The 24,709-nt window shown below is 65.1% G+C and carries 17 protein-coding genes and 1 pseudogene; 16 read left to right on the top strand and 2 right to left on the bottom strand.

Features of this window, described 5'->3' with window-relative positions:
* Window positions 1-421 precede the first annotated feature (421 nt).
* From eccB to ACLMAL_RS36205, 7 genes are all read left to right on the top strand, one after another.
* Window positions 422-1,975 (top strand): type VII secretion protein EccB, encoded by a 1,554-nt coding sequence (gene eccB, locus ACLMAL_RS36235; protein ID WP_412003181.1) that lies wholly within the window; start codon window positions 422-424, stop codon window positions 1,973-1,975.
* The gene (gene eccCa, locus ACLMAL_RS36230; RefSeq protein WP_412003180.1) at window positions 1,972-5,985 is read left to right on the top strand and encodes a type VII secretion protein EccCa; all 4,014 of its coding nucleotides are present in this window, start codon (window positions 1,972-1,974) and stop codon (window positions 5,983-5,985) included. Before eccB ends, eccCa begins: the two co-directional genes overlap by 4 nt.
* Window positions 5,986-6,092: 107 nt before the next feature.
* The gene (locus ACLMAL_RS36225) at window positions 6,093-6,410 is read left to right on the top strand and encodes a hypothetical protein (protein ID WP_412003179.1); all 318 of its coding nucleotides are present in this window, start codon (window positions 6,093-6,095) and stop codon (window positions 6,408-6,410) included.
* 26 nt (window positions 6,411-6,436) lie between these two features.
* Window positions 6,437-7,915, top strand: coding sequence for a PPE family protein (locus tag ACLMAL_RS36220; protein ID WP_412003178.1), 1,479 nt, complete (start codon window positions 6,437-6,439; stop codon window positions 7,913-7,915).
* 45 nt (window positions 7,916-7,960) lie between these two features.
* Window positions 7,961-8,356 carry a hypothetical protein gene (locus tag ACLMAL_RS36215; RefSeq protein WP_412003177.1) on the top strand — a complete coding sequence of 132 codons (396 nt, stop codon included), beginning with the start codon at window positions 7,961-7,963 and terminating at the stop codon, window positions 8,354-8,356.
* A 39-nt stretch (window positions 8,357-8,395) separates the two neighbouring features.
* Complete coding sequence (locus tag ACLMAL_RS36210) at window positions 8,396-8,680, top strand: WXG100 family type VII secretion target (RefSeq protein ID WP_412003176.1); 285 nt, start codon at window positions 8,396-8,398, stop codon at window positions 8,678-8,680.
* 89 nt (window positions 8,681-8,769) lie between these two features.
* Window positions 8,770-9,600, top strand: coding sequence for an ESX secretion-associated protein EspG (locus ACLMAL_RS36205; RefSeq protein ID WP_412003175.1), 831 nt, complete (start codon window positions 8,770-8,772; stop codon window positions 9,598-9,600).
* Window positions 9,601-9,693: 93 nt separating this feature from the next.
* Here the strand turns inward: ACLMAL_RS36205 and ACLMAL_RS36200 are convergent, their stop codons facing one another.
* The gene (locus ACLMAL_RS36200; RefSeq protein WP_412003174.1) at window positions 9,694-10,074 is read right to left on the bottom strand and encodes a hypothetical protein; all 381 of its coding nucleotides are present in this window, start codon (window positions 10,072-10,074) and stop codon (window positions 9,694-9,696) included.
* Between ACLMAL_RS36200 and ACLMAL_RS36195 the strand changes: the two genes are divergently transcribed.
* From ACLMAL_RS36195 to ACLMAL_RS36160, 8 genes are all read left to right on the top strand, one after another.
* Window positions 10,055-11,227: a MinD/ParA family protein gene (locus ACLMAL_RS36195; protein WP_412003173.1), complete on the top strand. Its 1,173-nt coding sequence runs from the start codon at window positions 10,055-10,057 to the stop codon at window positions 11,225-11,227. The genes ACLMAL_RS36200 and ACLMAL_RS36195 overlap by 20 nt on opposite strands.
* Window positions 11,218-12,747: a type VII secretion integral membrane protein EccD gene (gene eccD, locus ACLMAL_RS36190; protein ID WP_412003172.1), complete on the top strand. Its 1,530-nt coding sequence runs from the start codon at window positions 11,218-11,220 to the stop codon at window positions 12,745-12,747. Before ACLMAL_RS36195 ends, eccD begins: the two co-directional genes overlap by 10 nt.
* The gene (gene mycP / locus ACLMAL_RS36185) at window positions 12,747-14,099 is read left to right on the top strand and encodes a type VII secretion-associated serine protease mycosin (RefSeq protein ID WP_412003171.1); all 1,353 of its coding nucleotides are present in this window, start codon (window positions 12,747-12,749) and stop codon (window positions 14,097-14,099) included. The genes eccD and mycP overlap by 1 nt, the downstream gene beginning before the upstream one ends.
* Entirely contained in the window at window positions 14,096-15,817 is a 1,722-nt protein-coding gene (gene eccE, locus ACLMAL_RS36180; RefSeq protein WP_412003170.1) for a type VII secretion protein EccE, read from the top strand. The genes mycP and eccE overlap by 4 nt, the downstream gene beginning before the upstream one ends.
* A gap of 12 nt (window positions 15,818-15,829) precedes the next feature.
* Window positions 15,830-16,183, top strand: coding sequence for a helix-turn-helix domain-containing protein (locus tag ACLMAL_RS36175; RefSeq protein ID WP_412003169.1), 354 nt, complete (start codon window positions 15,830-15,832; stop codon window positions 16,181-16,183).
* Between the two features lie 75 nt (window positions 16,184-16,258).
* A complete protein-coding gene (locus ACLMAL_RS36170) occupies window positions 16,259-17,287 on the top strand; it encodes a discoidin domain-containing protein (RefSeq protein ID WP_412003168.1) in 1,029 nt (342 codons plus the stop codon).
* A gap of 5 nt (window positions 17,288-17,292) precedes the next feature.
* Entirely contained in the window at window positions 17,293-17,979 is a 687-nt protein-coding gene (locus ACLMAL_RS36165; RefSeq protein ID WP_412003167.1) for a hypothetical protein, read from the top strand.
* A gap of 169 nt (window positions 17,980-18,148) precedes the next feature.
* Window positions 18,149-23,080 (top strand): NAD-glutamate dehydrogenase, encoded by a 4,932-nt coding sequence (locus ACLMAL_RS36160; protein WP_412003166.1) that lies wholly within the window; start codon window positions 18,149-18,151, stop codon window positions 23,078-23,080.
* 38 nt (window positions 23,081-23,118) lie between these two features.
* Here the strand turns inward: ACLMAL_RS36160 and ACLMAL_RS36155 are convergent, their stop codons facing one another.
* A complete protein-coding gene (locus ACLMAL_RS36155; RefSeq protein WP_412003165.1) occupies window positions 23,119-24,204 on the bottom strand; it encodes an SPFH domain-containing protein in 1,086 nt (361 codons plus the stop codon).
* A gap of 210 nt (window positions 24,205-24,414) precedes the next feature.
* On the opposite strand from ACLMAL_RS36155, the pseudogene ACLMAL_RS36150 reads away from it, so the two are divergent.
* Window positions 24,415-24,709: pseudogene (locus ACLMAL_RS36150) on the top strand (L-asparagine permease); the annotation flags it as partial.

Here is a 24,709-nt window from a genome sequence, read left to right as displayed (position 1 = left end):
TAGCCGACCCGGCGAAGGATGGACTCGCTCAGAGGTGCATCGAAAGTGCACCTGGTCGCGTTGGGCTCCCGTCGATATCGGCCACGCCGCTGTTGGTGATCACCTCACGCACGGCGCTGGTTCTGCGGCCGGGGCCAACATGGATGTGTCGTCGGCTCTGGTAAGTCGGCGACCGTCGGCTCTACAACCATGGTGGTGTGGACGCGGTCCAGGTAATGCTCGCGGGTCGAGGTCCAATATCACCAGTCGGGGCGCAATGTCCGCGAAAGCGCATGCGGTATACGGCAACTTGCGCGTATCCGACGGTCGGACGCGGCTCGGAGTCGAATGTCGAGTTCCCATCCGTGGGAAGGCATGCGGTCGTTGCGTGGTAGGCGACGGATAGGTTTGGGCATCAGGTCGGCGGAAGGAACGAAAACCGGTGGCACGCTTCCGGGTGGTGACCAAACACCAGATATCTGGTTGGCGCTTTCTGCTCCGCAGGATCGAACATGCGCTGGTCCGCCGCGACGCCTCGATGGTCGACGACCCGCAACGTGGTCGTTCCACCGCGCTGGCGATCGGTATCGCCATTGTCTGTGTCGCGATCGCGGGTTCGGCGGTGATGGCATTCTTCAAGCCCGCCAAGAAGATCGGCGACTCGAAAATCCTGTCCGAGAAGGACACCGGCGCACTATTCGTGCGCGTCGGCAATCGGTTGTACCCGGCGCTGAACCTGACCTCGGCGCGGCTCATCATCGGTGCTCCGGACAAGCCGGTACCTGTCACACGTGACGAATTGGCGAAGTATCCGCGTGGCCCGTGGGTCGGCATTCCCGGTGCGCCTGGCAGCATCGTCGACGCCGACGAACGAGATTCATCGTGGACGGTGTGCGATACCGCGAAGACCGGTGCTGCCGCGCCGATCAATCCGCAGACCGGTCTGCCGACACTGCGGTGGTCTGCGGTGCGCACCACCGCGATCGGTGGTCCGCTCGCGGTCGACGGTGATTCCAACAGGCTGCTCGCCGACGGCGAGGCCCGTTTGTTGCGCGACGACACCACCACATGGCTGGTGTACGACGACAGTGAAAAGGGGGTCGTGCGCGCGGCGATCGACCTGTCGAATTCACCGGTCGCGCTGGCGTTGGGTATCGATGCGACCAGCCCGGTGATGGCGGTGTCCAAAGGCCTGATCAATGCGATCCCGGAAGTACCGCCATTGCGAGTGCCCGACGTGCCCGGCGTAGGCCAGACGGTGACGTTGAGCACCGGACTCACCGTGCTGGTCGGCTCGGTGCTCACGATGTCCACACCGGATCAGGGCGCGTCCTATTATCTGGTCTCGCAGTCGGGCGTGGTTCGGGTGACTGCCGTGTTGGCGTCGATGATCCGCAATGCCGATGTCCAGGGAGCGCCGTCCACCCAAACGGTCGGGCCCGCAGTGATTGCGGCCAACCTGCGCCCCGGTGTTTGGCCTGGGACGGCGACCTACCCGTCGCGTCCGATCCGGGTCGTCGACCCCGGGCGGTCGGAAGTCACCTGTTATCACTGGTCGCGCACCGGCACCGACCCGAATGCCGCCACCGAACTCCTGGTCGGCAGGCAACTGCCGCTGAAGAAGGATGAGCTGGGCCGGACCGTCGACCTGGTGAACTCGGAAACCTCGCGCGGACGCACGGCCGATTCGGCGTACCTGCCGCGCGACACAGGTCGCTTCGTACAGGTGACCGGCGCGGAACCGGGTTCGCCACTGCGTGAATCGCTGTTCTGGATCTCCGACAGCGGTGTTCGCTACGGAGTCGACGCGAAGCTTGGCGAGAGTGGTACCGATCAGAGTTTGACAGCGCTCGGGTTACGGGCACCCGTGCCCGCGCCATGGAGCGTTGTTTCGCTGTTCGCGGTCGGCCCGACCCTCTCGACGCGCGATGCCAAGATTCAGCATGACGGCATCCCGCCGAACCAGACAGTCGCCGGACTAGGTGGTGGATCGTGACCAGTACCCGTCGATTCGTGCGGCCCGCCCGGATGGTGCGCGGCCCCAAGGCGCCCGCCGTGACCGAGCTGCGCTTGCAGCCACCAACCGAGCTCCCCAAGCCGGTGCCGCCTTCGCGCCTCAAGATGATCATGCCGGTCGTCATGGTCGCGGCCATGGGCGGAATGATGGTCATGATGTTCCGCGGCGGGGGCGCTCCCATGTCGCCGATGTCGATGATGTTCCCGGCCATGATGCTGGTGTCGATGTTCGGCATGATGGGCGGCCAGGGTGCCGGCGGCGGCGGTGGCTCGGCGGGACTCAATGAGGAACGCAAGGATTACCTGCGCAGCATTACCGACAACCGCAAGACCGTGCACGCGGCCGAGGCGGAGCTATACGAATTCTTGCGCTACACCCACCCCGGTCCGGCAGAGATCTCCCGATTGATCGGCAGCCCGCGGATGTGGGAGGTGCAGGTCGCCAGTCCGCAGTTCCTGCGGGTGCGGATCGGGCGCGGCCGAATCGCCAACCAGGTGCGGGTGATCGTGCCGGAGGCGGCGCCAACCACCGACCTCGATCCGGTCGGTGTGGTCGAACTGACCCGATTCGCGAAGGCCTACTCCACCGTCGGCGGCATGCCTGTCGCGATCAATCTGCTGTCGGCGCCACAGATCGGCATCGATGGCGATGCCAAGGCCGTAGCCGATCTGATACGTGCGATGATCGCCGAAGTCGTTGTGCTGCATGGTGCGGACCAGGTCGCGGTCGCCGCGGTGCTGTCGGACCCGGACGGTCCTGAATGGTCTTGGCTGAAGTGGCTGCCGCATACCCAGCACCCCAGCGAGACCGACGCGATCGGGTCGAGCCGGATGATCTATCGCACCGTTGCCGAACTGCGGACAAAGGTGTTGGCCGGTCTCAACCGCGGACCGTTCTCCGCGAATTCCCAACCCACACTGGACCGCACCCACTATCTGCTGATCGTCGATGTGGGCGGACCGGCCAGCGAACGCGATATCTCGGGTATCGACGGCTGCACGTGGCTGCGGCTCGGCCCGGCGGAGCAGAGTCTGCCGAGGGCGCTGAAGTTCGTGGTGACCGACGATCGGTCGTTGAGCGAGGTAGGTGTGCGAGGGTTGCGGCGGGTCGGGGTCGCCGATGGGATGTCGGCGTCCGCCATGACGGCGCTGGCGCGCAATGTCTCTCCGTACCGGCTTTCCACCGTGGTGGAGGCGGTGGCCGCGGAGCAGGCAAGCGGTGGAACCTCCTGGGAAGAGTTGGTCGGAGTGACCGACCCCGGCGATATTCGACCCGAACGGACGTGGCCGCGCCGCCGCGACAGCGACCGGGCGAGGTTGAACATCCCGTTCGGATACGACCCCGCAGGCGGCGTCGTCTATATCGACATCAAGGAATCCGCCGAGGAAGGTATGGGCCCGCACGGTATGTGCATCGGCGCAACCGGCTCTGGCAAGTCGGAATTCCTACGTACTCTCGTACTTTCGGCGGTCGCGACGCACTCGCCGGATACGTTGAACCTGCTGCTCGTCGACTTCAAGGGTGGCGCGACCTTCCTCGGTTTCGATCGGTTGTCCCATGTGACCGCCGTCGTGACCAACATGGAGGAGGAGGCCGATCTCGTCACCCGTATGGAGGACGTGATCAACGGCGAAATGGGCAGGCGGCAGCGGATTCTGCGTGACGCGGGCAACTTCGCCAACGTCGCGGACTACGAACGGGCCCGAGAGCAGGGCGCCGACCTTGCGCCGCTGCCCACCCTGCTGATCATCCTCGACGAGTTCGCCGAACTGCTCGAGCAGCATCCCGGCTTCTCGAAGCTGTTCGTCGCCATCGGCAGGCTCGGGCGATCGCTGCGCATCCACCTGCTGCTCGCCTCTCAGAAGGTGCCCGCCAACCGGATGGGTGAGCTGGAGGCGCACCTGTCGTATCGAATTGCGTTGCGCACCAACCAGACCAGCGATTCACGTGACGCCATCGGTACCGCGGACGCCTACCACCTGCCGAAGAAGCCCGGTGCGGGCTATCTGCGGGTCGGTTCGGGTGACCTGCAACGTTTCCAGGCCGCCTATGTGGGGTCGCCCTACGTCGCCCCCGCGCAGGCGTCGACTGCCACCGCGCAGCGGGTGCGCAGAGCTGGTGGCGGGTATCGGCCGCCGCAACGATTCACCGCCGCGCACGTGGTCGAGGTGCGGCCGGCGCCCGTCCTCGCGCCGGAACCGATCGCTCCCCAGACCGACAGTGCTGACGGCGAGCCGGTGACCGTGATGGAAACCGTGCTGCATCAGTTGGCCGGGCACGGCAGGCCGGCGCACGCGATGTGGTTGCCGCCGCTCACCGTGCCTTCCACCCTCGATCAGTTGTTGCGGGCGGGATCTCCAGGGCCACTGCAGTTGCCGCTGGCGCTTGTCGACGTACCTCGTCAGCAGCGGCAGGACGTATGGTCAGTGGATCTGTCCGGTGCGGGCGGGCACATGGCTGTCGTCGGCGGCCCGCAATCGGGCAAGTCGACCGCGCTGCAGACCCTGGTCATGTCCGCTGCGCTGACCCACACCCCGGAACAGGTCCAGTTCTACTGCCTCGACTTTTCCGGTGGTCTTGCCGCACTGCGTAATTTGCCGCATGTCGGTTCGGTCGCCACGGCCCGCGACGTCGACCGGGTTCGGCGTACCTTCTCGCTGATCATGAATCTCGTCGCGAGCAGGCAGGCGCTGTTCGGTGATCTCGGCATCGATACCATGCGGGAATTCCGGCGTCGGCGTACCTCGCCTGCGGAGTCGGCCGAACTCACCGCTCGGGGTGACGAGCACGGTGACGTCTTCTTCGTCATCGATGGCTGGGATGTCGGATTTGCTGTTTCGGGTCCATACTTCGACGAGTACATGTCGGTGTTGGAATCGCTTGCGCTGCAAGGCCTCAACTACGGCATTCACCTGGTGATCAGCAGTTCGCGATGGGTTGCGATCCGTCCTGCCATCAAGGATCTGATGCAGACGAGAGTGGAGATGCGGCTCGGCGATCTCACCGACACGGTGTTCTCCACGCACCGCAATGTGATCGCCGCCATCCCATCGAACCGCCCTGGACGCGCTGTCTCGACCGATGCCCTGCATATGCTGACCGCGCTACCGCGTGTCGACGGCGTCGGTGACCCGGAAACGGCCGGTGCGGGTTTGGCGGCGGCGATCGCGCAGCTGAATCAGGCGTTCCCCGGTCGCAGGGCGCCGGAGGTGAAGTTGCTGCCCGCTCAGGTCACTTTGGATGAGGTGTACGCGGGTCGGAGCGCGCCGACCACGTTGGCTCAGCGCCTGGTACTGCCGTTCGGGGTCCGTGAATCCGATCTCCGCCCGGCCGTCGTCGATTTCGGCGTTTCGAACAATCTGATCGTGCTCGGATCGTCCGGATCCGGTAAGTCGACGGTGCTCGCGGCGCTACTCGGGGCGATCAGGCGACAGTTCGACAAGGACCAAGCCCGGGTACTGCTCATCGACTACCGCCGCCAGCACCTGGAGGCGATCGAAGAAGACCAGCTGATCGGTTACTTGACCAGTGAGCGAGATCTGCTCGAAGGGATTCCGTCCTTCGCCGCGAAAATGCGTGCGCGTCGCCCACCGGACGGTGTGACCCCTCAGCAGCTCAAAGATCGTTCCTGGTGGAATGGACCGGAGATTTTCGTGGTCGTCGACGACTACCACATGGTCGCCCAGCGCGGCGCGATGAACCCTCTCGATGCCATGAAGGACATCATCGTCGACGGCCGTGATACCGGGCTGCATGTCATTGTGGCGCGCAATATCGCGCAGGCCGATTCCGCGATGTACGACTCGGTGCTCGGTCAGATCAAGAACCTGAACTCGTCCGGGCTCATCATGGACGGCTCGAAACTCGATGGCATGCTCATCGGAGATGTGAAGCCTACGAAGCAGCCCGTCGGCCGTGGCATCCTCGTCGAGCCGCTGCTTTCTCGCAAGGAGCTCGTCCAGTCCGCGTGGACGCCGCCCGAGGACTGAGCGGGTGGTCAGAGTCACCGCCGAGCGACGTTCCCAAGATTGGGAATGGCTTAGCGTTCTTTCTGTACCGCTCGATAAGAGCTGGAATCAGTCGTTAGGAGAAGGCCATGATTCTTGGTGTCGAACCCGAAATTCTCCCCGTCAATTATGCCCAGCACACTACTGGCGAAGTAGCACTGACGGCCGTCTTCGCTGGATGCTCGGCCTTCACGAAACCGAAAGGCCCCGGTTTCGATGCTGTGAGCGACTGTGTGAGCGCGAGCCTCAAAATCTTCGATGGCATATTCAACCCTGTCAATATGGACGCCATGGCCAAGTGGTCCGAGGGGGCCCAATTGCTTCTCCCCGCGAGCGCGGCTTACGAGGGCAGCGACGTTGCTGGTGGTGGCGAGGTCAGCTGCCAGGGCTCAACTCTGTTGACGTAAGCGTGTAATCGGACCGGGAGCTGACCATGTCGTCGTTGTTCGACTCACTGGTAGAGGACGCACTGCTCCTCCAGGTAGGGATGCTCGGCCAAGCCGTCAACATGATGGCCCACATGCCTCAAATGCTCGGCTTCGGCGGCGTGCCCCCAGAGCTGAATTCTGCCTTGCTGACCTTCGGGGCAGGTCCGCAGCCCTTGACCGACGCCGCGGGCGGGTACAAGGCGATGGCCGAGGCACTACGTACGGCGGCGGCCGCCTCGGACGGCACTACCACCTCGATGGCGTTCAACTGGCAGGGAGACGCGGCGGACGTGGCGCAAGCGGCCTTCCGTCAGCATGCGAGCTGGCTGCGTACGCAGGCTGCTGCCGCCGACCAGGCTCATGCGGTATGCCTTGGCGTGCTGGAGGCGTACGGCGCAGCGTTATGCTCCATGCCCCGGTTCGACGCGGTGATGGAGGTTTCCTGCAACCGTGTCCCGCTGGCGGCAGAAGCCGCCATGACTCAGAATGCGATTCCGTGGGCCCTCAACGAGGCCTTGTACTTCGAAATGTGGATTCAAGCGGCGACGACGATGGTGGCCTACGCGGGCGCAGCCGCGACAACGTTGGCCGGGCTGCCACCTGTGACGCCGGCGCCGTCTATCGCTTCGGATGGTGGCATCCAGCCAGTGATGCTGAACTCGCAGGGCCCTCCGCCGCCGAATACCCACACCCCACGGTCCTCTGGTGGCCCGGACGGAAACGGTGGTGGCGGTTCGAACGATAGCGGCGGCGGAAACGGCGGTGGAGACGGGAACGGCAATGGGAATGGGAATGGGAATGGGAATGGGAACGGCGACGGGAACGGCGACCCGGGTTCGAAACCGGGCGATCCCACACCTGATCCCGGTCAACCAGCGCCCGATCCCACCCCGCCCACTCAGCAGGTGCCTGAAGGGGAACAGGCAGCTACGGATGTAAACCGGGCACTATCGTCGATGAGCGACTCGCTGGGCGGTCCCGGCGCGGACAGTGGCCTCGACCCGTCGGAACACGGGTTCTTCGGAACATCGGCGTATTCGCCGACTCTGGCCGGACTGTCCGGCGGAATCGGCAGTTCTGTCGCCCTCGGAATGATGCGTGGTGGACCCGGTGCGATGCCGGGAGCTGCCACCGGGTTCCGGATGCCCAGCAATTGGTCTCTCGGAAAGGGCACCGCCTTCGGCGCCACGCCGAACAATGTGTCGACCGCCCCTGCCTCGCGGAGCACGCCGCCGAGGGGTGCGACCGCACCCAAGGCGAATATGCGCCGTCGTCGCGACGAGGACCGCACCAAGTCGAAGGTCTATGTGCCCGGAGAACCCGAGGACGTGCCGGTGCTGGAGCAGCCTCCTGTGATCGGTGTCATCGAGTACGCCGACGGGGACTTGCCCGACGACCAGGTCTTCGAGGACGCGGTCGCGGTCGGGGTAATCGAGCGTGCCGACGACGATTCGGTACTGCTCCTTGCAGAGCGTCCCCGGTGAAGTACACCGCGGCGAATTGAAATCCATTCGTGAAAGGAATATCCAGTGGCAACTCCAGAGACACTCGACGTTACTCGGTACACCGGCGATCCCCAGGAGCTGATCAACAAGGCAAACTCGACCGCGGACGTCCACGGTTCTCTCGAGAAGCATCTCGGGTTGCTGGCGTTTACCCAGGACGAGTTGTACACCGCCATCGTCAGTGCGGGGGCGGGTAAGGCGGTCTACAACGTCCTCGGTGAAGCGCACCGGAAAGGCAAGGCGCTGTCCGCGACCTTGGCCTCGATCATCCAGCAACTGAAGAAGCAGGGTGTCGAAGTCGACGCATCCGATTTGGAGGGTGCTGCGAAGATGCAACGGCTTATGGGTGGGGATGGTATCGACCAGGGTGGCGCTTGGAGCAACGCCGACCCCAGCAAGATCAAAGACTTCGCCTCCTGAGTATCTGCCGATCCACCGAATTTGAAGGGTAATTGAGTCATGAAATGGGATTTCCCGGCCATCGAAGGCCACACCGAGAAGCTCGGACAAATCATCCAGGGTATGCAAGACGACGCGAACAACGTCCGAGAACTGAAAGGTCAGCTGCTGGCAACATTCTCAGGTAAGGGTGCCCAAGGCTACTCCGATGTGAATGCAGAGCTGGAGAGGAACTTGGCGTCCTACGACGAGGTTTTGACGCGCACAAAGTTGGCAATTGTGGAAGCCAAAGAGCTCATGCAAGTCACCGACAAAAACGCGAGCCAAGGATTCCTTTCCATCTAGAAGTAGCTGCGGTGCGGTCTTTGTCCGGCCAGGGCAGCTCGGCCGCCGAGCGGCTGGGCTGCCCTCGATAATTATGTATTGGTGAACGTGTGAAAACGGATCCAGTAGCGATCGATCTCAATGTCGATGCCGCCCTACTGTTGCAAGACATGGTCGGCATCGACTCCTATCCACCGGTGTTGGCGTTGATGCCGAACGTCTTCAAACTGGAGGATAGGGAGCGGGTGCGCGCTGTCATCCGACCTCAGCTCATCGAGGTAGGTGCCATCGAGGACGATCGCGTGCACCCGACGATCGAGCACTGGTTGCAGTGTTTGTACCGGCCGGATATGGAACTGCTCGCACGAATCGTGGATACCGGCCTGGATGGCGATGAGCGGGGCATGCTCCGGTTTTCCCTGGTCCGCTGCGGCGATACTCATGTTCTGGCGGTGCGGTGTGACGACCACATCGTCATCCAGTCGGTATTTCTGGAAGAAGAGGACCTCGACGGCGTAACGGCCGCATTGGCCGCGGCGCTCGGCCACCGACCGATGCTGAGTTTCGAGCCGTTCAGAGCGACGCTCCAGGACTTGGACGAGGTCCCGTTCGATCAGGACGAGCGTCGGCGGGCGTTGGTGGAGCTCGGTGCGCAGCCGCACACCGCAGGAGTGCTCAGCCGGGTGCTCTTCGAGGTGGTTCGGCGCGCCGAGATCCTGATGATCGAGCACCGTGACGGTGGCTCGACGCAGACCGAAGTGTGCGTGAGTGTGCTCGACACGCAATCGGGGCGATTCATGGTTACTCCGAGCAAGGCGATGGACGGGGAGATCTGGTCGACGTACGCGCCAGGCGACGAATCCGGTCTACGCGCGGGTATCGGGGCCCTGATAGAGCTGTTGCCGGGCCGAAGTTGGTTCGAGACCAGCCGAGTAGGTTGAACGTCGCACTGTGGTTGTCGAGAGGACGACGGAAATGAACCGAGCACCGAGCACCAATGGTCATTCGACCGAATCCGTCCGTGCGCGAGGCGGTTACGACGCGTACTTCTCACAGACCGGCGAGTCGGCTGCTACGACGGCGGCGCCAGGGCCGACCTCCGACGGCACCGCAAACCCAGATGCGTTCAGATACGGCAACTCCATTGAGCCGGTAGGCGGAGCGCCGCAGCGTCCGGCCGAGTCGTCGTCGGATGCTCGCACGCAAGCGCAGGGCACAGTAGCGCCGCCTGTTGGGGCGAGCCCACAGTCGCGCCAGGCAGCGTCGCCGACACCGCCGATGCCGCAGGCACAGGGGCCGGATTCCTCGGCGGGGCCGCCGCTTGCCCAATCGATCTCGAGCACGTCTACCCAAGGCACCTCGAATCCGAGCGCGTCGACCCCTGGCCCGTCGACCTTGAACACGTCGACCCCCACCACATCGACCTTCGCCGAGTCGACGAACACGGCGTCGTACTCGCAGCCTGTCGCGCGCTCGGAAGCCGCACCGGAGGTCTCGGGCGACGGTCAGGTGTGGCAACCGGCCACTCAGACCGCGCAGTGGGTTCCCGATCGCATCGACCACTCGGCCTACGACCAGACACCGCGGGTCGAGGTATTGCCCGCCACCCTCAGTTCCATGGACCTGCTTGCCGACATCGCGGCGGCAAGGCGGGCGCAGCTGCGCTCCCAGGCCGGCATGCGCGGCGCTTTGAACAAGGTGGGGTTCAAGCTCGGGCTTTCGCCCGCCGAGCAGCGCGCCGAGGATCGCCGCACGCGAATCCGGCGTCAGCTCACCACGACTTATCAGATCGCAGTGGTCAGCGTGAAAGGCGGAGTCGGCAGGACCACCGCCGCCGCGACCCTCGGTTCCACCTTCGCGAGCCTGCGACCCGACCGGGTGGTCGCTATCGACGCGAACCCGGATTTCGGTGACCTCTCCACCCGCACCAGCCGCCACCCCTTCGGACTTACGCTGCGCGACCTCGCGCAGTCGACGAATCTCGACGCCTTCTCCGCGGTGCAGTCCTACACCTCGATCAACGATGCCGATCTTGCGGTCATCGCGTCGCCGTGGACGACCGAGGCCAATGAGGCGCTGTCGGGCCGGGAGTACGCCACCGCGGTCGAGGTGTTGCGCAAGCACTACAACCTGCTTCTCGTCGACTGCGGGACCGGGGTGCTCGATTCCGCGACCGCCGCGGTATTGCAGACCAGCGATGCCGTCGTCGTCGTCACCCCGGCCACGGTCGGCGGAGTGACCGGTGCGGTCGCCACCCTCAACTGGTTGAGCTCGCACGGTTTGCAACACTTGATCGCGAAGTCGATCGTCGCGATCACCCACCATCAGCCTGCCAAGCCGACTGTCGATGTCGCCGCGATCGAGAAGCTGTTCGCGACCGCGCAGCGTCCGACCTGTGTCGTACCCTACGACGAGCATCTGGCCGAAGGCGGCGAGATCGACCTGCGCCTGCTGGACAAGGAAACACTGTTGGCATTCGAAGAACTCGCGGCCTGGCTCTCCGACAGTTTCCCCGGGTATCTCACCGGTAGCACCGCTGACTCGGGTGACCGAGGAGGATGGCGGTGAGCACTGCCGTCGCGCCGGCGCCTGCCGGGACGCAGCCGTCGGCGGAGGTCGCACGGGCCAGGATCGCCGTGATGGTCTCCACCTATCAGGTCGATGTGGTGGTGCCGACCAAGTTCACGATCGAGACGTTCATCGACGATCTGGTCGGTGTTCTCGCCGCTGCCGTCGATGATGAGAATATCGACTTCGCACCGCCGCAGGGACAATGGAGTCTTGCCCGTCCTGGGGAGCCGCCGATTCCGCGGTGGCGCAGCCTCGCCGACCATGACATCTCCGACGGCGCGGTATTGATGCTGTCGGTGATCGAGTCGGTGGAGGTGTTCACGCCGGTCGTCGAGGACATCACCGACGCACTGGCATTGATCAATCAGCGGGAGTTCGCCGAATTCGACAAGGGCACAGCCATTGTCGTCGGTGTGGCCGCGCTGGCCGTCGGAGCGACCACGGTCGCGGCGATGTTGGCCTGGTCGTGGACCGAGACCGGTTCGACGTTGTGGTGCGGCGTTCCCGCGCTCTTGCTCGGCGTGCTGTGCCTGGGTGCGGCGATGTCGGCGCGGCGGCGCAAGGCCTCTGCCGTGATCTGCCTCGGCCTCGCGCTCTCGGCGACTCCGCTGCTGTTTGCGGGTGGCGCAATGCTGGTACCACCGGCCTATGACCAGCCTGGTCCGTTCGCGGCGGCCAATTGGGCTGCGGGAGCGGTCGTAACCGCGGTCGCCGCGGCCACCATGATGCGGCTCACCGGATTCGGCATCGCGACGCTGATGGCGGTAACGGTGCTCGGTGTCTGCGTGACGGTCGCGGCGCTGCCCCAGGCGTACTTGGATCTGTCACTCGGGCAGGTCTCCGGCGGCACGGTATTCGTGGCCTTGGTGCTGCTGAACATCGCACCGCGACTGGCCGTGGTGATCGCTCGGATTCGGCCACCGGACCTGCCTGACCCCGGCAATGAGGTGGCGCCTGCGACGCTGACCGATATCTTCGACGCCGAGACGGCCCGCGAGGGTCACGAGGAGATCGAGGACAACGAACGTCAGCTCAGACGAGCCGAGGTCGGCATCGAGGGCCGCGCGAGACTGGCAGTGACCAGTCTGCGCGGCCTGATCGCGGCGGTCTCGATATTGCTGTCGGCCGCCACGGTGATCACGGCCGCGGTCAGCCCCGGTGGTGTCCGCGAGATCGTCATGGCGACAGCGGTGGCCGGTGTTCTTGCGATGCGAGCGCGCTGGTTTCCGGACCGCGTGCAAGCGATCGCGCTGATCTCTGCCGCGGCCGTCACCGTGTCCGGTGTCGCTTTTGTCCTGATGCGCGCCTATGAGACGCCGGCGGCGCGGCTCGTGGTGGTGTTGGTCGTCGCCCTTGCCGCCTGCGCGGGATGTGTTGCGGCGGTCCGACTGCCGGGTAAGCGGCTGTCGCCGGTGACTCGCCGGATGATCGATCTGGTCGAATACGCGCTCGTCATCGTCGTCCCCGTCATCGCCTTTTGGATTATGGGCGTGTACACCGCGATGCGAGCAATCTGATGAAGGTCGGCAGGGCCGCCGTTGCTGTGCTCGCAGGGATTGTGCTGGCTGTCACCGCCGCACCTGTCGGTGCGCTCGAACCTCCCCAAGTGGTGGTCGGGTCGCCGCCGCTGGACGATCCGCCAGGGCCGGAGGCTCCGACAAAGCAGAACAGCGGGTGTTTGTCCGCCGGTGTGCTGCGCGACAGCGACCTCGCGCGGACGCCACCCTCGGAACTTGCTCTCGAACTGCGTCGGGTCCGATCGCTCAGCACGGGAACCGGGGTCACCGTCGCTGTCATCGACACCGGTGTGCAGCCCAATCCGCGTCTGCCCAATCTTGTCGGCGGCGGCGACTATGTCGTGGCCGGGGGAGATGGACTGGCCGATTGCGATGCGCACGGCACCTTGATCGCCGGAATCATCGGGGCCACTTCGGCTCCCACGGATGGATTCATGGGCGTCGCCCCCGATGCGCGGATTCTTTCTGTGCGCCTCAGGTCTGCCGCATTCACGGAGGAGCATCCGGTTACCACCGATGCGGCACACCGACTGAGCGTCGAACTTCGTACCCTCGCGCGCGCGATTACGCACGCGGCGAATCAAGGTGCCGACGTGATCACCGTACCGCTGCCGATTTGTGTGCCCGCGGACATGCGGCTCGACCAATCGATCCTCTCGGCCGCTATCGGGTACGCCGTGCGGACCCGTGGCGCGCTCATCGTGGCGGGTGCGGGCGGTACCGCATCTGGCTGCACACAAAATCCCGAGATCGATCCGACCAGACCCGCCGATTCGCGCAACTGGCGCGACGTCAAGACGATCTCCACGCCGGGGTGGTTCGCCCCAGACGTGCTGACCGTCGGATTCACCACTGCGACCGGTGCGCCGATGCCGGATTCGTTGACGGGACCGTGGGTTTCGGTCGCTGGGCCCGGTACGGGCATCGAGTCGCTCGGCCCTGGTGTCGACGGTTTGATCAACGGGGTCGGCTCGGACAAGCTGTCGCCGGTGGGTGGGGCATCGTTCGCCGCGGCCTACGTCAGCGGTGTAGCCGCACTGCTGCGCTCGCGATATCCCACCGAGACGCCAGGCGAAATCGCCGCTCGACTGCAGGTGAGCGCGCACGCACCGGCGCGTGGCATCGACAACGTGGTCGGTGCGGGCATGATCGACCCGATGGCCGCCCTGAGTTTCCGTTCGGCGCCGAAACGCCCCGCCGGGCTGTTCGGAACCTCACCGTTGGACATCCCGGCCCCGCCTCGGGCGAAGGACAAGCGCCCGAGCATCACGGCGACCATCGTCATCCTCGCCGCGGTTCTGCTCGGAGTCGGTGCGAGCTACACGAATTCGGCGTTGCGGAGGCGTCGGTGAGCTTTCCGAGTATTCGGGCCGCCGGTGTAGAACGTGGTCCCTTCGCCGCGATTGTCGTCGTCGGCAGCCCACTGCTTGTCGGTCTTTCCGCGAAGACTCCGTGGTGGGTCGGTGCGACTGTGGTTAGTGTCCTGCTGGTGATGGTGACAGTACGGGTCAACGGCCGCACCACTGTGCGCTGGATGATCGACTGGGCCGCCTACCGGCTCGGCCGCACGGCCAGGGCGCGAGAACGCGCTCAGCATGCCGAGATCCGGGATGTCGAGGTCGCCACCGGTGTGTGTGGCATCCACAAGGCGGGCACCACGCTGGTCGCCATGATCCAGCTCGCCCCCAATCTGGATCTGCCGACGGTCATCTCCGAACAAACCCTCTACACCGAGGACACGATCCCGATCGACGTGCTGTTGCCGATGCTCGACCAATTCGGCATCGCCGTCGACATCGACATCGTCACGACCGGCCAGCGTGTGCGCTCGACCGGCAACTACAGCATGCTCTATGACCAACTGATCGGCTCCCATCCGGTAGTCGGTGATCGGTTGACGTGGCTGGTGGTCCGGCTGGACCAGGAACGCAACCTGTCCGCGCTGGCCAAACGTGGTCGATGCGAGGTGGTCGCCCCCAAAGCGCTCGCCAGTGCGGCGCACCGCATTGCGGGGCGGCTGCGCGAACGTGGTTTTGCCGCACACGCGCTGCCCTCCGGGGCGCTCCGCGAAGCGACTCGACTCCTGCACGCGGGGGTCGAGCTTTCCGATCTCCGTGAGACTTGGACTACCCTGGAATCTTCTGCGCCCGGTCGCTGCGTGACCAGCTTCGTCATCGACTGGACCCGGCTCGATGGCGTCGGATTGGACGATTGCTGGTCGTGGAACCGCGGCCGCACGACGTTGGTTGTCAGCCTGACCGAAGGCGAGTCGGGCCCGCGCGCCCTGGTCCGATTCGTCGGCCCAGCCGTGACGACCGAGCCGCCGGACTATCTGCGCCTGCTCAAGGGCAGACAGTCGACAGCGTTGATGGCCTCACTGCCTACGGCAATCTCGGTCCGGGCCTTGCCGGCAGATGAGTCCGGTTCCGAGTTCGCGCCCGACGACCTCGCCGCCGACCTCTCGGTTGCGATCGGCCCCAATGGCCAGATCATCGGTTCCATCAGCGGACAACCGCGACATACCCTTGCCCTGCCGCTGTTCGACCCGGCTCGCTACAACCCGCGACGTCGGACGATCGATGTCCATGCGATGTTGCCTGTCGCACAGCAGATCATCTTGCGTGCTATGGTCGTCGGCGCCGATGTGGAGATTCATTCGGCGCGTCCGAACAGTTGGCGTCAACTCATCGCCGCGGTCGGCGATGCGAGCTCGCTGCGGCTCGTCCCGGACGACGGCGTGGGATCGGATCCGAACCTCGACTCGGATGATGGGCCCGCGACGATCGCCGTCTTCGATCATGTTCCGGCGCGGGCATCGAACGCGCACACAACAGTCACGATCAGCGAGCCCGGCGGTCCGCGCCGGCGCTCTGTCGATCTCACGATCAACCAGGTCGGCGCGAGCACCGTGGATGTGAGCATCCCGATGCGGACCGTCCGGGTGGATTTGATCGAGCCGAGAGGAGAAACCCGCTATTTCGATACTGCCGACGGCCCACCCGCGATTGGTGCGGCCAATGGATCCGCGGTCCCGGTGTCGGGGCCTCCCGGTGGCCGTCGGGTGAGCTGACAGGGGCCGGTAATGTCTATTAGCGTGGCAGTGGATTCCCAACCCGATGGTGGTGATCTTCCTCATCTGGACGGTGGGGAGGCACTTACTCCCCGACAAGCAGCGGCGGCGATTTTTTCGAGCCGATTGTCGGGTCTGATCGCGGAATCGGTCGTGTCGACCGAAGACGGTTCTACGCGATCCTTGACGTTGTATTCGTTGGCGCAGCACCTGGAATTGGCTTACCCGGATGTGCCGGTTTCGCAGTCCGGTCTGTACCGGCTCATTCACGGTGACGCGATACCGAGGCTGGATCTTGTTATCGCTCTGGCCCGGGTATTCGACGTTCCGCCGGAGTATTTCGTGACCGAGGAAAAGAAGCGCTGATCCGTTCGGCGGCTGTTCTCTCCAGCGGGAATAGCGACAGTCCTGGCGTCAGCTGATCCGGATACGATCCGGATCATGCCCGATGAGGACTCCGGTGACGTCTTTCTTCGCCATCGAGGTGCTCTCCTCGAGGCGGTGCTGTCGGATCCGTCGTTCGGCTATGTCGGCTCCGCTGTAGGTGGGCAAGCCGGGCCCGGTGAATCCGCGCCTGCTTCAACCGAGTTCGAATCGGAATTGTCTGCTCCGGTCGAACGCCGTCGGCCTTCCGATGGACCGAAGGCGAGTGAGCGAATCCTCGCGTTGTTGAACGGCCAGTCGCAGGGACCCGCGTCGTCGGCGGAATACGCGCCGGACTACGCGGCGTTGGCCGCGCCACTGCGCGCTCCTGACGATGAGGACCCGCCGCAACCACCGCAGGAAAACCGGTCGAATTCGGCCGCGTCGAGCCGCTTGGCGCCCGCTCAAGGGGTCATGCGTGACATCCTGACGCAGCTGCGAAAGCCCAAGGTGGCGTTGGCGGTCGGTGCCGTCCTCGCGGTGTTGCTGGTCCTGATGCTTGTCACCACCGGCGGCGGTGAGGACAAGCCACAGGACCGGGCCTTCGTCATCACTCCGTCGCAGACTGCGGCCCCTCTGACGACCACCGGCCCACCTGCCGCGGCGAGCTCGGTCATCCAGGTGAAGTCGGCGCAATCGAAATGCCCGCCGGGAAGTACCCCGGCCATGGACGCCTTCGGCGGGCAGCCGGGTAAGGCGTGGTCTTGTGTGCGCGCCTACAAGGTCGACGGCCAGATCATCACCATCGACCTCGGCAAGATCTATCAGATCGACTCGATCGGTATTGTCCCCGGATGGGACCACATCGGTACCGACGGCACCGATCAGTGGGCCAAATACCGTACTGTCAGCCGAGTTTCGTATCTGTTCAACGACGGCACCGGAACTGGATACACGCAGCCGACCCTGGATCAGCGCACCATGGTGGTCACGAAGCTCGACCCACCGGTGAGCGCGTCCAAGATCGTGCTGACGGTGTTGGAATCGAAAGGCAGCCCCGCGATCAACATCACCGCCATCTCCTCGGTTGTGATCACCGGACGTTGAGTGTGATGTCCGAGTCGATCTGCCAGTACTGTTCGCACCGCAATGTTGGCGGCGCGATCTCCCGCTGTACCCACTGCGGAGCCCCGCTGCGCGCTGCCGCGCACAAGGCGGCGGCTGCCGTCGAATCCACCGCGCATGTGGTGGAAAAGACGGTGGAAAAGACCGCAGGGGCGGCGGAGACTGCGGTCAAAGTTGTTGCGGGGCTTCCGCGCTGGAAATGGCGAGTGCTCGGCGTGCTCATCGCGGTCATCGTGGTGTTCGGAGTCGTGGTGGTCCGTTCGTGTTCGCCGTCGATGCCGTCGTTGTTCGCGGTGCCACAGCAGACTGCCGTCAGCGCGCTGCCCGAGGCGCTGCGCTCCGGCGCATCCTGTGTGCAGCTCAACGCCACGGAGATGGTCCAGAAGTGTGTCATCGCTGCCAGTCATCCACTGCTGGCCGGCGGCATCGCAGGCGGCAAGGAGTTGACGTTCCACACGGAAGTGTCCTTGCCCGCGAGCTTGAGCGACACCATAAGACGATGGCGGGCCGCGGGCGCAACCGTGCTGACGGACGGCCCTGTTTTCGCCGCGATCGGGCCGTCGGCGACCGCGTGGTACGCCGACACTCGGTCGGGCCTACGCCTGGAAACCGGAACCTTCACCGGCAAGGCGGCTGCCCAGACCTTCCTGACGCGGGCCGGTCTGGTCCGTTGACGGTTCAGCTATCCGAGTCGGCAAGGTTCTGATCCGGATCAAATCTGCAGTACAAGCGACGTACATCCTTGTCGCATCGTTGAATGTACCGCTATACAACGGTACGTTAATCAGGTAACGTGTGGAAACCGTACGTTACGAGGTCAGTTCTCGGGAAGGCAGCGGTTCGATGGTGGCAACCACGCAGCAGACGATAACTTCGGGGCGGTTCCGCAACGACCCGACCGATCTGGAGGCGGCCTACTTCCGCTGGATCCAACCGGGGGCGTCTGCGTCGGCGATCACCGATCGGGCCGAGCGGATCTTCCGGCAGCATCTGGAGTTGGCGGCGGTCCGCACTCCGGGATCGGCGACGACCAAGGTGTACCGGCCCGACGACAGCAGTGGGCTCGGTGCCGCGGTCCAAATCGTCAATGACGATATGCCGCTGCTGGTCGATTCGGTCACCGCCGCATTGCGTCGACTCGGTGCCACGGTCACCGAGGTCATCCATCCAGTCTTCGATGTGACCCGCGATGCCGACGGCAAGCTGCTGACCATCGTGGCTCGCGACGGCGAGGCGGACCCGGGGCCAGCGGCCGTGGCGGAATCATGGATCCACGTGCAGTTCGGCCACGGCCTCGCCGACGAGCAGGTCAACCGGATCGAGCAGGCGCTGGAGCCGCTGCTGAACGATCTGCGTCGCGTCGCGGACGATACGCCGACCATCGTCGGGGCAATGAACACCGTGGCCGACGGCCTCGAGAATGCCGCACAATGGGCGGGCGATCCCGAAATCCCCGAGGCCGCAGACCTTTTGCGCTGGATGGCCGACGGGCACTTCACCGCGCTCGGCTACGGCTACTACCGATTCCGCCGTTCCGCCCCGCGCCCGGACGCGCCCATGGAGCCGTGGCAGATTCCCGGAACCGGCCTCGGCGTGCTGCACAACGGATCGGTCGCCGACGTCAGCGCCCCCGTGCTGGGTGCAAAGCGGCCGGTGCTGCGCCTTGCCAACGGCTCGGTGGATTCCCTGCTGCCCGGTTCGCGCGACCTCTACTACGTCAGTGTCGCCGACTACGGCACCGGCGACGCGACCAGCGCGGGACCGGCCGGGGCCACCGTCGCCATGGTGAAGGGCGAGCACGTTTTCGTCGGCACGTTCACCGTGACGGGCCTGCACGAGAACATCCTCGACATCCCGGTCATCTCGCGGCGCGTGCTGCAGGTCATCGAATGGTCCGGCTTCGCGCTGAATTCCTTCTCCGGCCAGGCCATGCTCGAGATGATGCAGTCCTTCCCCCGGGTCGAGCTGTTCTCCACCGACGCGCGCAGGCTGTTCGAAACCGTCTCCGGCGTCATGAATCTCGGCGTGCGACGGCAGGTCCGGCTGTTCCTGCGTCGCGACAACCGCAGCGGCACGGTCTACTGCCTGGTCTACATGCCGCGCGATCGCTACTCGACCGAGGTTCGGGTGCAGATGGGTGAGCTGCTGCGGGCGGAGTTCGACGCCGAGCAGCTCGCCTACTCGGCCCGCGCCACCGAATCGGAATTGGCCGTCGTGTACTTCACGGTGCATCGCAAGCCCGACGCGGAACCGGCCGACATCTCCGATACCAATCGCGAACGCGTGCAGGAGCTGTTGTTCGCGACGACCCGGACTTGGGCCGATCGCTTGGTGGCGGAGGCCGCCGGGGTAGCAGACATATCACCCACTGTCGCACAGGATTACGCGTCCGCGTTCCCGGCGAGCTACCAGCAGGAATACCAGCCTGCCCGCGCGCTCGCGGATGTACAGCGGCTCGAGCGGCTGAGCGACGGCGACATCGACACCAATCTCTACCGGAATCCCGAATCGCCGTCGGGGGAGTGGCGTTTCACGCTCTACGTCGCGGGCGAGGGCGTGTCCCTGAGCCGGGTGCTTCCGGTCGTGCACAGTCTCGGCGTGGAAGTCGTCGACGAGCAGCCCTACCGCATCACCCTGTGGGACGGCGCGCAGCGCTGGATCTACGACTTCGGGCTGCGGGTGCCTGCCGCGCTGCTGCGCGGTTCGCTCGACGCCGACATCGAGGCCGATCTCGCCGCCACCGCCGATGTCGATTCACTGCCGGAAACCAGTGTGCGCAAGCGCTTTCCGGAAGCCGTCGCCGCCATGTGGTTCGGTAAGGCCGAAGTCGACGGGCTCAACGAGCTCGTGCTGCGCGCCGGCCTGCACTGGCGTCAGATCGCGATGCTGCGGGCCTACGCGAAGTACCTGCAGCAGGCCGGTTTCGCCTACACCCTCGGCAACATCACGCGCGTGCTGCTGACTCATCCGGCCACCGCGCGCTCCTGCACCGACTTGTTCGGCGCCTACTTCGATCCCGACGGCACCGGCCCGGAGGCCGAGGTCCTCGCCGAGGGGATTGCCGAGCGGGTGCAGGCCGAGATCGACGCGGTCGTCAGCCTGGACACCGACCGGATCCTGCGCGCGGTGCTCGGGCTGATCAAGGCGACGCTGCGCACCAACTACTACCGTCGCGATGACGCGGGCAACTCGCTAGAGTATCTGTCCTTCAAGCTGAACCCCCACGTCATCGCCGAATTGCCCAAGCCCAAGCCGCAATTCGAGATCTTCGTGTACTCGCCGCGAGTCGAGGGCGTGCACTTGCGCTTCGGCGCGGTGGCGCGCGGTGGGTTGCGCTGGTCGGACCGTCTGGAGGACTTCCGCACCGAGATCCTCGGTCTGGTGAAGGCGCAGGCGGTGAAGAACGCCGTCATTGTCCCGGTTGGCGCCAAGGGCGGTTTTGTGGTCAAGCAGCCGCCTACTGCTACCGGGGATCCCGGCGTGGATCGGCAGGCAATGCTCACCGAGGGCGTGTCCTGCTACCGCACCTTCATCTCCGGCCTGCTCGACGTCACCGACAATGTCGAGCACACCACTGGCGCTGTGCTGCCGCCCGCCCGGGTGGTGCGTCGCGACGGCGACGACACCTATCTGGTGGTCGCCGCGGACAAGGGCACCGCGACGTTCTCCGACATCGCCAATGGTGTTGCCCAGCAATATGGTTTCTGGCTGGGCGACGCTTTTGCCTCCGGTGGCTCGGCGGGTTACGACCACAAGGCGATGGGCATCACCGCCAAGGGCGCGTGGGAGAGCGTGAAGCGCCACTTTGCCGAGCTGAACGTCGATACCCAGACCCAGGAGTTCACCGTCGTCGGCGTCGGCGATATGAGCGGCGACGTGTTCGGCAACGGCATGCTGCTCTCCAAGCACATCCGCCTGGTCGCGGCGTTCGACCACCGGCACATCTTCCTGGACCCGAATCCCGATGCGGCACGGTCGTTCCGGGAGCGGCAGCGGATGTTCGCACTGCCGCGTTCCTCATGGGCAGACTACGACGGGTCGTTGATCAGCAAGGGCGGCGGCGTCTACGATCGGTCGGCAAAGGCGGTGCCGGTCTCGCCCGAGGTGCGTGCGGCGCTCGGCCTGGGGCCCGAAGTGACCAAGCTGTCGCCGCCGGAGATCATCAAGGCCATTCTGCTCGCACCGGTCGATCTGCTGTGGAACGGCGGCATCGGCACCTACATCAAGGCTGCTTCCGAGACCGATGGCGAGGTGGGCGACAAGTCCAACGACGCGGTCCGGGTCAATGCGAATGCGCTGCGGGTCAAGGTGATCGGTGAGGGCGGTAACCTCGGCGCGACCGCGCTCGGCCGCATCGAGTACAGCCGTGGCGGCGGCCGGATGAACACCGATGCGATGGACAACTCGGCGGGTGTCGACTGCTCCGACCACGAGGTCAACATCAAGGTGCTGTTGGACGCGGTCGTCTCCAGCGGTGAGCTCGCAGTCGCCGAGCGCAATCCACTGCTTGCTTCCATGACCGACGAGGTCTCCGAACTGGTTCTGCGCGACAATATCTCGCAGAACTTCCGCATGGGCATGTCGCGCGCCGATGCGGTGGCCATGTCGGGTGTGCACCGGCGGTTGCTCGCCGATCTCGAAGCGCGCCGCGGTCTGGATCGCAGGCTCGAAGCGCTGCCGACGGATGCGGAATTGGAGCAGCGCGCCGCAGAGGGTCGTGGGCTGACCTCGCCGGAATTGGCGAATCTCATGGCACACGTGAAGCTTTCGCTGAAGGCCGATCTGCTTGCAGGGGACCTGCCCGACAGTCCGGCGTTCGCCTCGGTGCTGCCGAATTACTTCCCGTCACCGCTGCGCGAGCGGTTCGCCGCCGCCATCCGCCGCCATCCGCTGCGTCGGGAGATCGTCGCGACCGTGGTGATCAATGATGTGGTCGACTACGGTGGCATCACCTACGCCTTCCGCCTCGCCGAGGAGGCAGGTGCGACCACCGATGATGCGGTGCGCGCCTTCACCGCTGCGGTCGAAATATTCGATTTGCACGCGCTGTGGCAGCGGATCCGGACCACGACGATGGCCACCGAGGTGCGCAACGAGCTCGAGCTCGAGACCAAGCGCACCCTGGACCGGGCCTCCAGGTGGCTGCTGGCCAACCGGCCGCAGCCGATCGCGATCGGCGCCGATATCGCCCGCTACCGTGACGGTGTCCGCGCCCTCACCAGCAAGGCGCCTGCCTGGCTGACCGGTTACCTCGCCGACGATCTCATCGCGCGCTCGCACGGCTCGGTCGAACGCGGTGCACCGCAGGACCTGGCCGAGGAAGCGTTCGGGCTCATCCACCTGTTCCCGCTGCTGGATGTGATCGACATCGCCGACATCACCGAGCGTGACTCGGTGGAGGTCGGGGTGCTGCACGCCGCGCTCAACGAGCACTTCGAGATCGAACGGCTGCTGACCGCGGTCGGCAATCTCGAACGCGGCGACCGGTGGCGCACGCTGGCCCGACTCGCAGTCCGTGACGATCTGTACGATTCGCTGCGCTCACTGACGCTGGATGTCTTGAGCGCCACCGAACCGGATGAGAGCGCCGCGGAGAAGATCGCCTACTGGGAATCCACCAACCGGTCTCGCCTGGCAAGGGCCAGTGCGTCGCTCGGGCAGATCTTCGACGTCGGCAGCTACGACCTTGCGACGCTGTCGGTGGCGGCGCGGCAGGTGCGCAGCATGGTGAGCGGTGGCGAGACCACCGCGGTCGCGCCGACCGTCATCGGCTGATATCGACCGCGGGTGTCCGGAGGTTCGACGCGAAAGCGTCAGCCTCCGGACACTTGCGTTCCGCAGCTGCCGCAGAACTTTGCCGCGGGCGCGGTTTCCGCGCCGCAGTTGGCGCAATGCCGCGGTGCCGGCGGCGCCAGAGGGTTGCCGCAGTTCGTGCAGAAGCGAGCACCCACCGGATTGGTGGTCTGGCAGTGGGCGCACACCGGCTGCGCATCAGCGGCAGGCAGCTCGGCGGGGGATGGCGGCCGCTGCCATGGACTCGGGTGGGCGCCCGTCTGCTGCTGGATGGCGCCTAAACCCAGTGCGGCGCCCAGGAATCCGCCGTCCATACCGTGACCGCCATGTCCACCGTGCGCGAACCCTTGGCTCGCACCGAGTGCGAGTTCACCTGCGGCGTAACGCTGGAAGTCGCCGGCCAGCTGAATGTACTTGACGTCTTTGGCAAGTCGCTTGATGCGCTCGGCGTCTTCCGGGTCGAGGGAGATGTCGAAGTTGCCCATTCTCGGAATCCGCAGACCGTATTCGTAGAGCGCGATGTTGGTCTGCTTCATCACGGCGGACTCGATCGGCTGCAGCTGCGCCGACAATCCGAGCACCTGCCAGTTCCCCGCTGAAATGCCCTGGGTGACAGCAACTTTCATGGACTTGAGTAGCAGGTCGCCACTCCAGCTCTGCACTCTGGTCGGATCCGCGAGATCGGCGGTGCCGGTCAGCGCGGTGAGCATTTCGCGGGGGTCGCGCACCGAAAGCGCGAACTCGCCGAAGGCGCGCAGGGTCACCACTTGCTCGCTGACCGGGTCGAAGATGTCGGCCAGCCGCCCGCCGAACTTGATGCCGGGGGCCTCCCTGGTGGACACGAAATACAGCTCGGCGCGATAGAAGTTTCCGCCGGTGGCCCGATCGATGAGAGAGCCGAGCACCGGCAGTTCATCCGCGTCGACGCGGTGGCGGCCGGGCCCCATGGCGGTGACGACCTGTCCGGACTTGACGAACAGAGCCATCTCATCCGCGTTGACGATCACCCGGCTGTAGCGGCGGATGTTGAGATCCGGCCACTTGTAGACCAATTGGTTCTTGCGGTCCTCGGGGACCGCAATGAACTCCCTTTCGAACCACGCCATGTCCGCTCCTAGCCGATTTTCCTACAGAGCGTACCGATATATAGCGGCTCGCTCAATCATGCCGATGGCGATTTTCCCTGCTTAACGGCCATGGCCCCTGAATGTTCCTGATTGCCATCGTGTTACATCGGGTGCCCGCTATTGAACGTGCCGCTACTTAACGGTACATTGATCGCAGATATGATCGCCGTCACTTGAAAGGCCGTCACCATGACCACAGTTCGACCTCCCTCGGAGCAGGCCGCACCGGCCGACTCGCTCCACGACGAGGACGCGGGGTATCACAAGTCTCTTCGCCCACGTCAGCTGCAGATGATTGCGATCGGTGGCGCCATCGGCACCGGTCTGTTCCTCGGCGCGGGAGGCAGGCTGGCCCATGCAGGGCCCGGGCTGTTTCTGGTGTACGCCGTCTGTGGCGTGTTCGTGTTCTTCATCCTGCGCGCGCTCGGTGAGTTGGTGCTGCATCGCCCCTCCTCGGGGTCGTTCGTCTCCTACGCCCGTGAGT

Origin of the sequence: Nocardia sp. CWNU-33 (genome assembly GCF_046764895.1) — a bacterium.
In the GTDB taxonomy this organism is placed as follows: Bacteria; Actinomycetota; Actinomycetes; order Mycobacteriales; family Mycobacteriaceae; genus Nocardia.
This window is presented reverse-complemented; position numbering and strand designations above follow the sequence as displayed.

What these genes read in the sequence shown, in the direction of transcription:
- ACLMAL_RS36225 (WP_412003179.1), top strand. Translation starts at nt 6,093, where the DNA reads ATGATTCTTGGTGTCGAACCCGAAATTCTCCCCGTCAATTATGCCCAG.
- mycP (WP_412003171.1), top strand. Translation starts at nt 12,747, where the DNA reads ATGAAGGTCGGCAGGGCCGCCGTTGCTGTGCTCGCAGGGATTGTGCTG.
- eccD (WP_412003172.1), top strand. Translation starts at nt 11,218, where the DNA reads ATGGCGGTGAGCACTGCCGTCGCGCCGGCGCCTGCCGGGACGCAGCCG.
- ACLMAL_RS36210 (WP_412003176.1), top strand. Translation starts at nt 8,396, where the DNA reads ATGAAATGGGATTTCCCGGCCATCGAAGGCCACACCGAGAAGCTCGGA.
- ACLMAL_RS36160 (WP_412003166.1), top strand. Translation starts at nt 18,149, where the DNA reads ATGGTGGCAACCACGCAGCAGACGATAACTTCGGGGCGGTTCCGCAAC.
- ACLMAL_RS36170 (WP_412003168.1), top strand. Translation starts at nt 16,259, where the DNA reads ATGCCCGATGAGGACTCCGGTGACGTCTTTCTTCGCCATCGAGGTGCT.
- ACLMAL_RS36220 (WP_412003178.1), top strand. Translation starts at nt 6,437, where the DNA reads ATGTCGTCGTTGTTCGACTCACTGGTAGAGGACGCACTGCTCCTCCAG.
- ACLMAL_RS36165 (WP_412003167.1), top strand. Translation starts at nt 17,293, where the DNA reads ATGTCCGAGTCGATCTGCCAGTACTGTTCGCACCGCAATGTTGGCGGC.
- ACLMAL_RS36155 (WP_412003165.1), bottom strand. Translation starts at nt 24,204, where the DNA reads ATGGCGTGGTTCGAAAGGGAGTTCATTGCGGTCCCCGAGGACCGCAAG.
- ACLMAL_RS36175 (WP_412003169.1), top strand. Translation starts at nt 15,830, where the DNA reads ATGTCTATTAGCGTGGCAGTGGATTCCCAACCCGATGGTGGTGATCTT.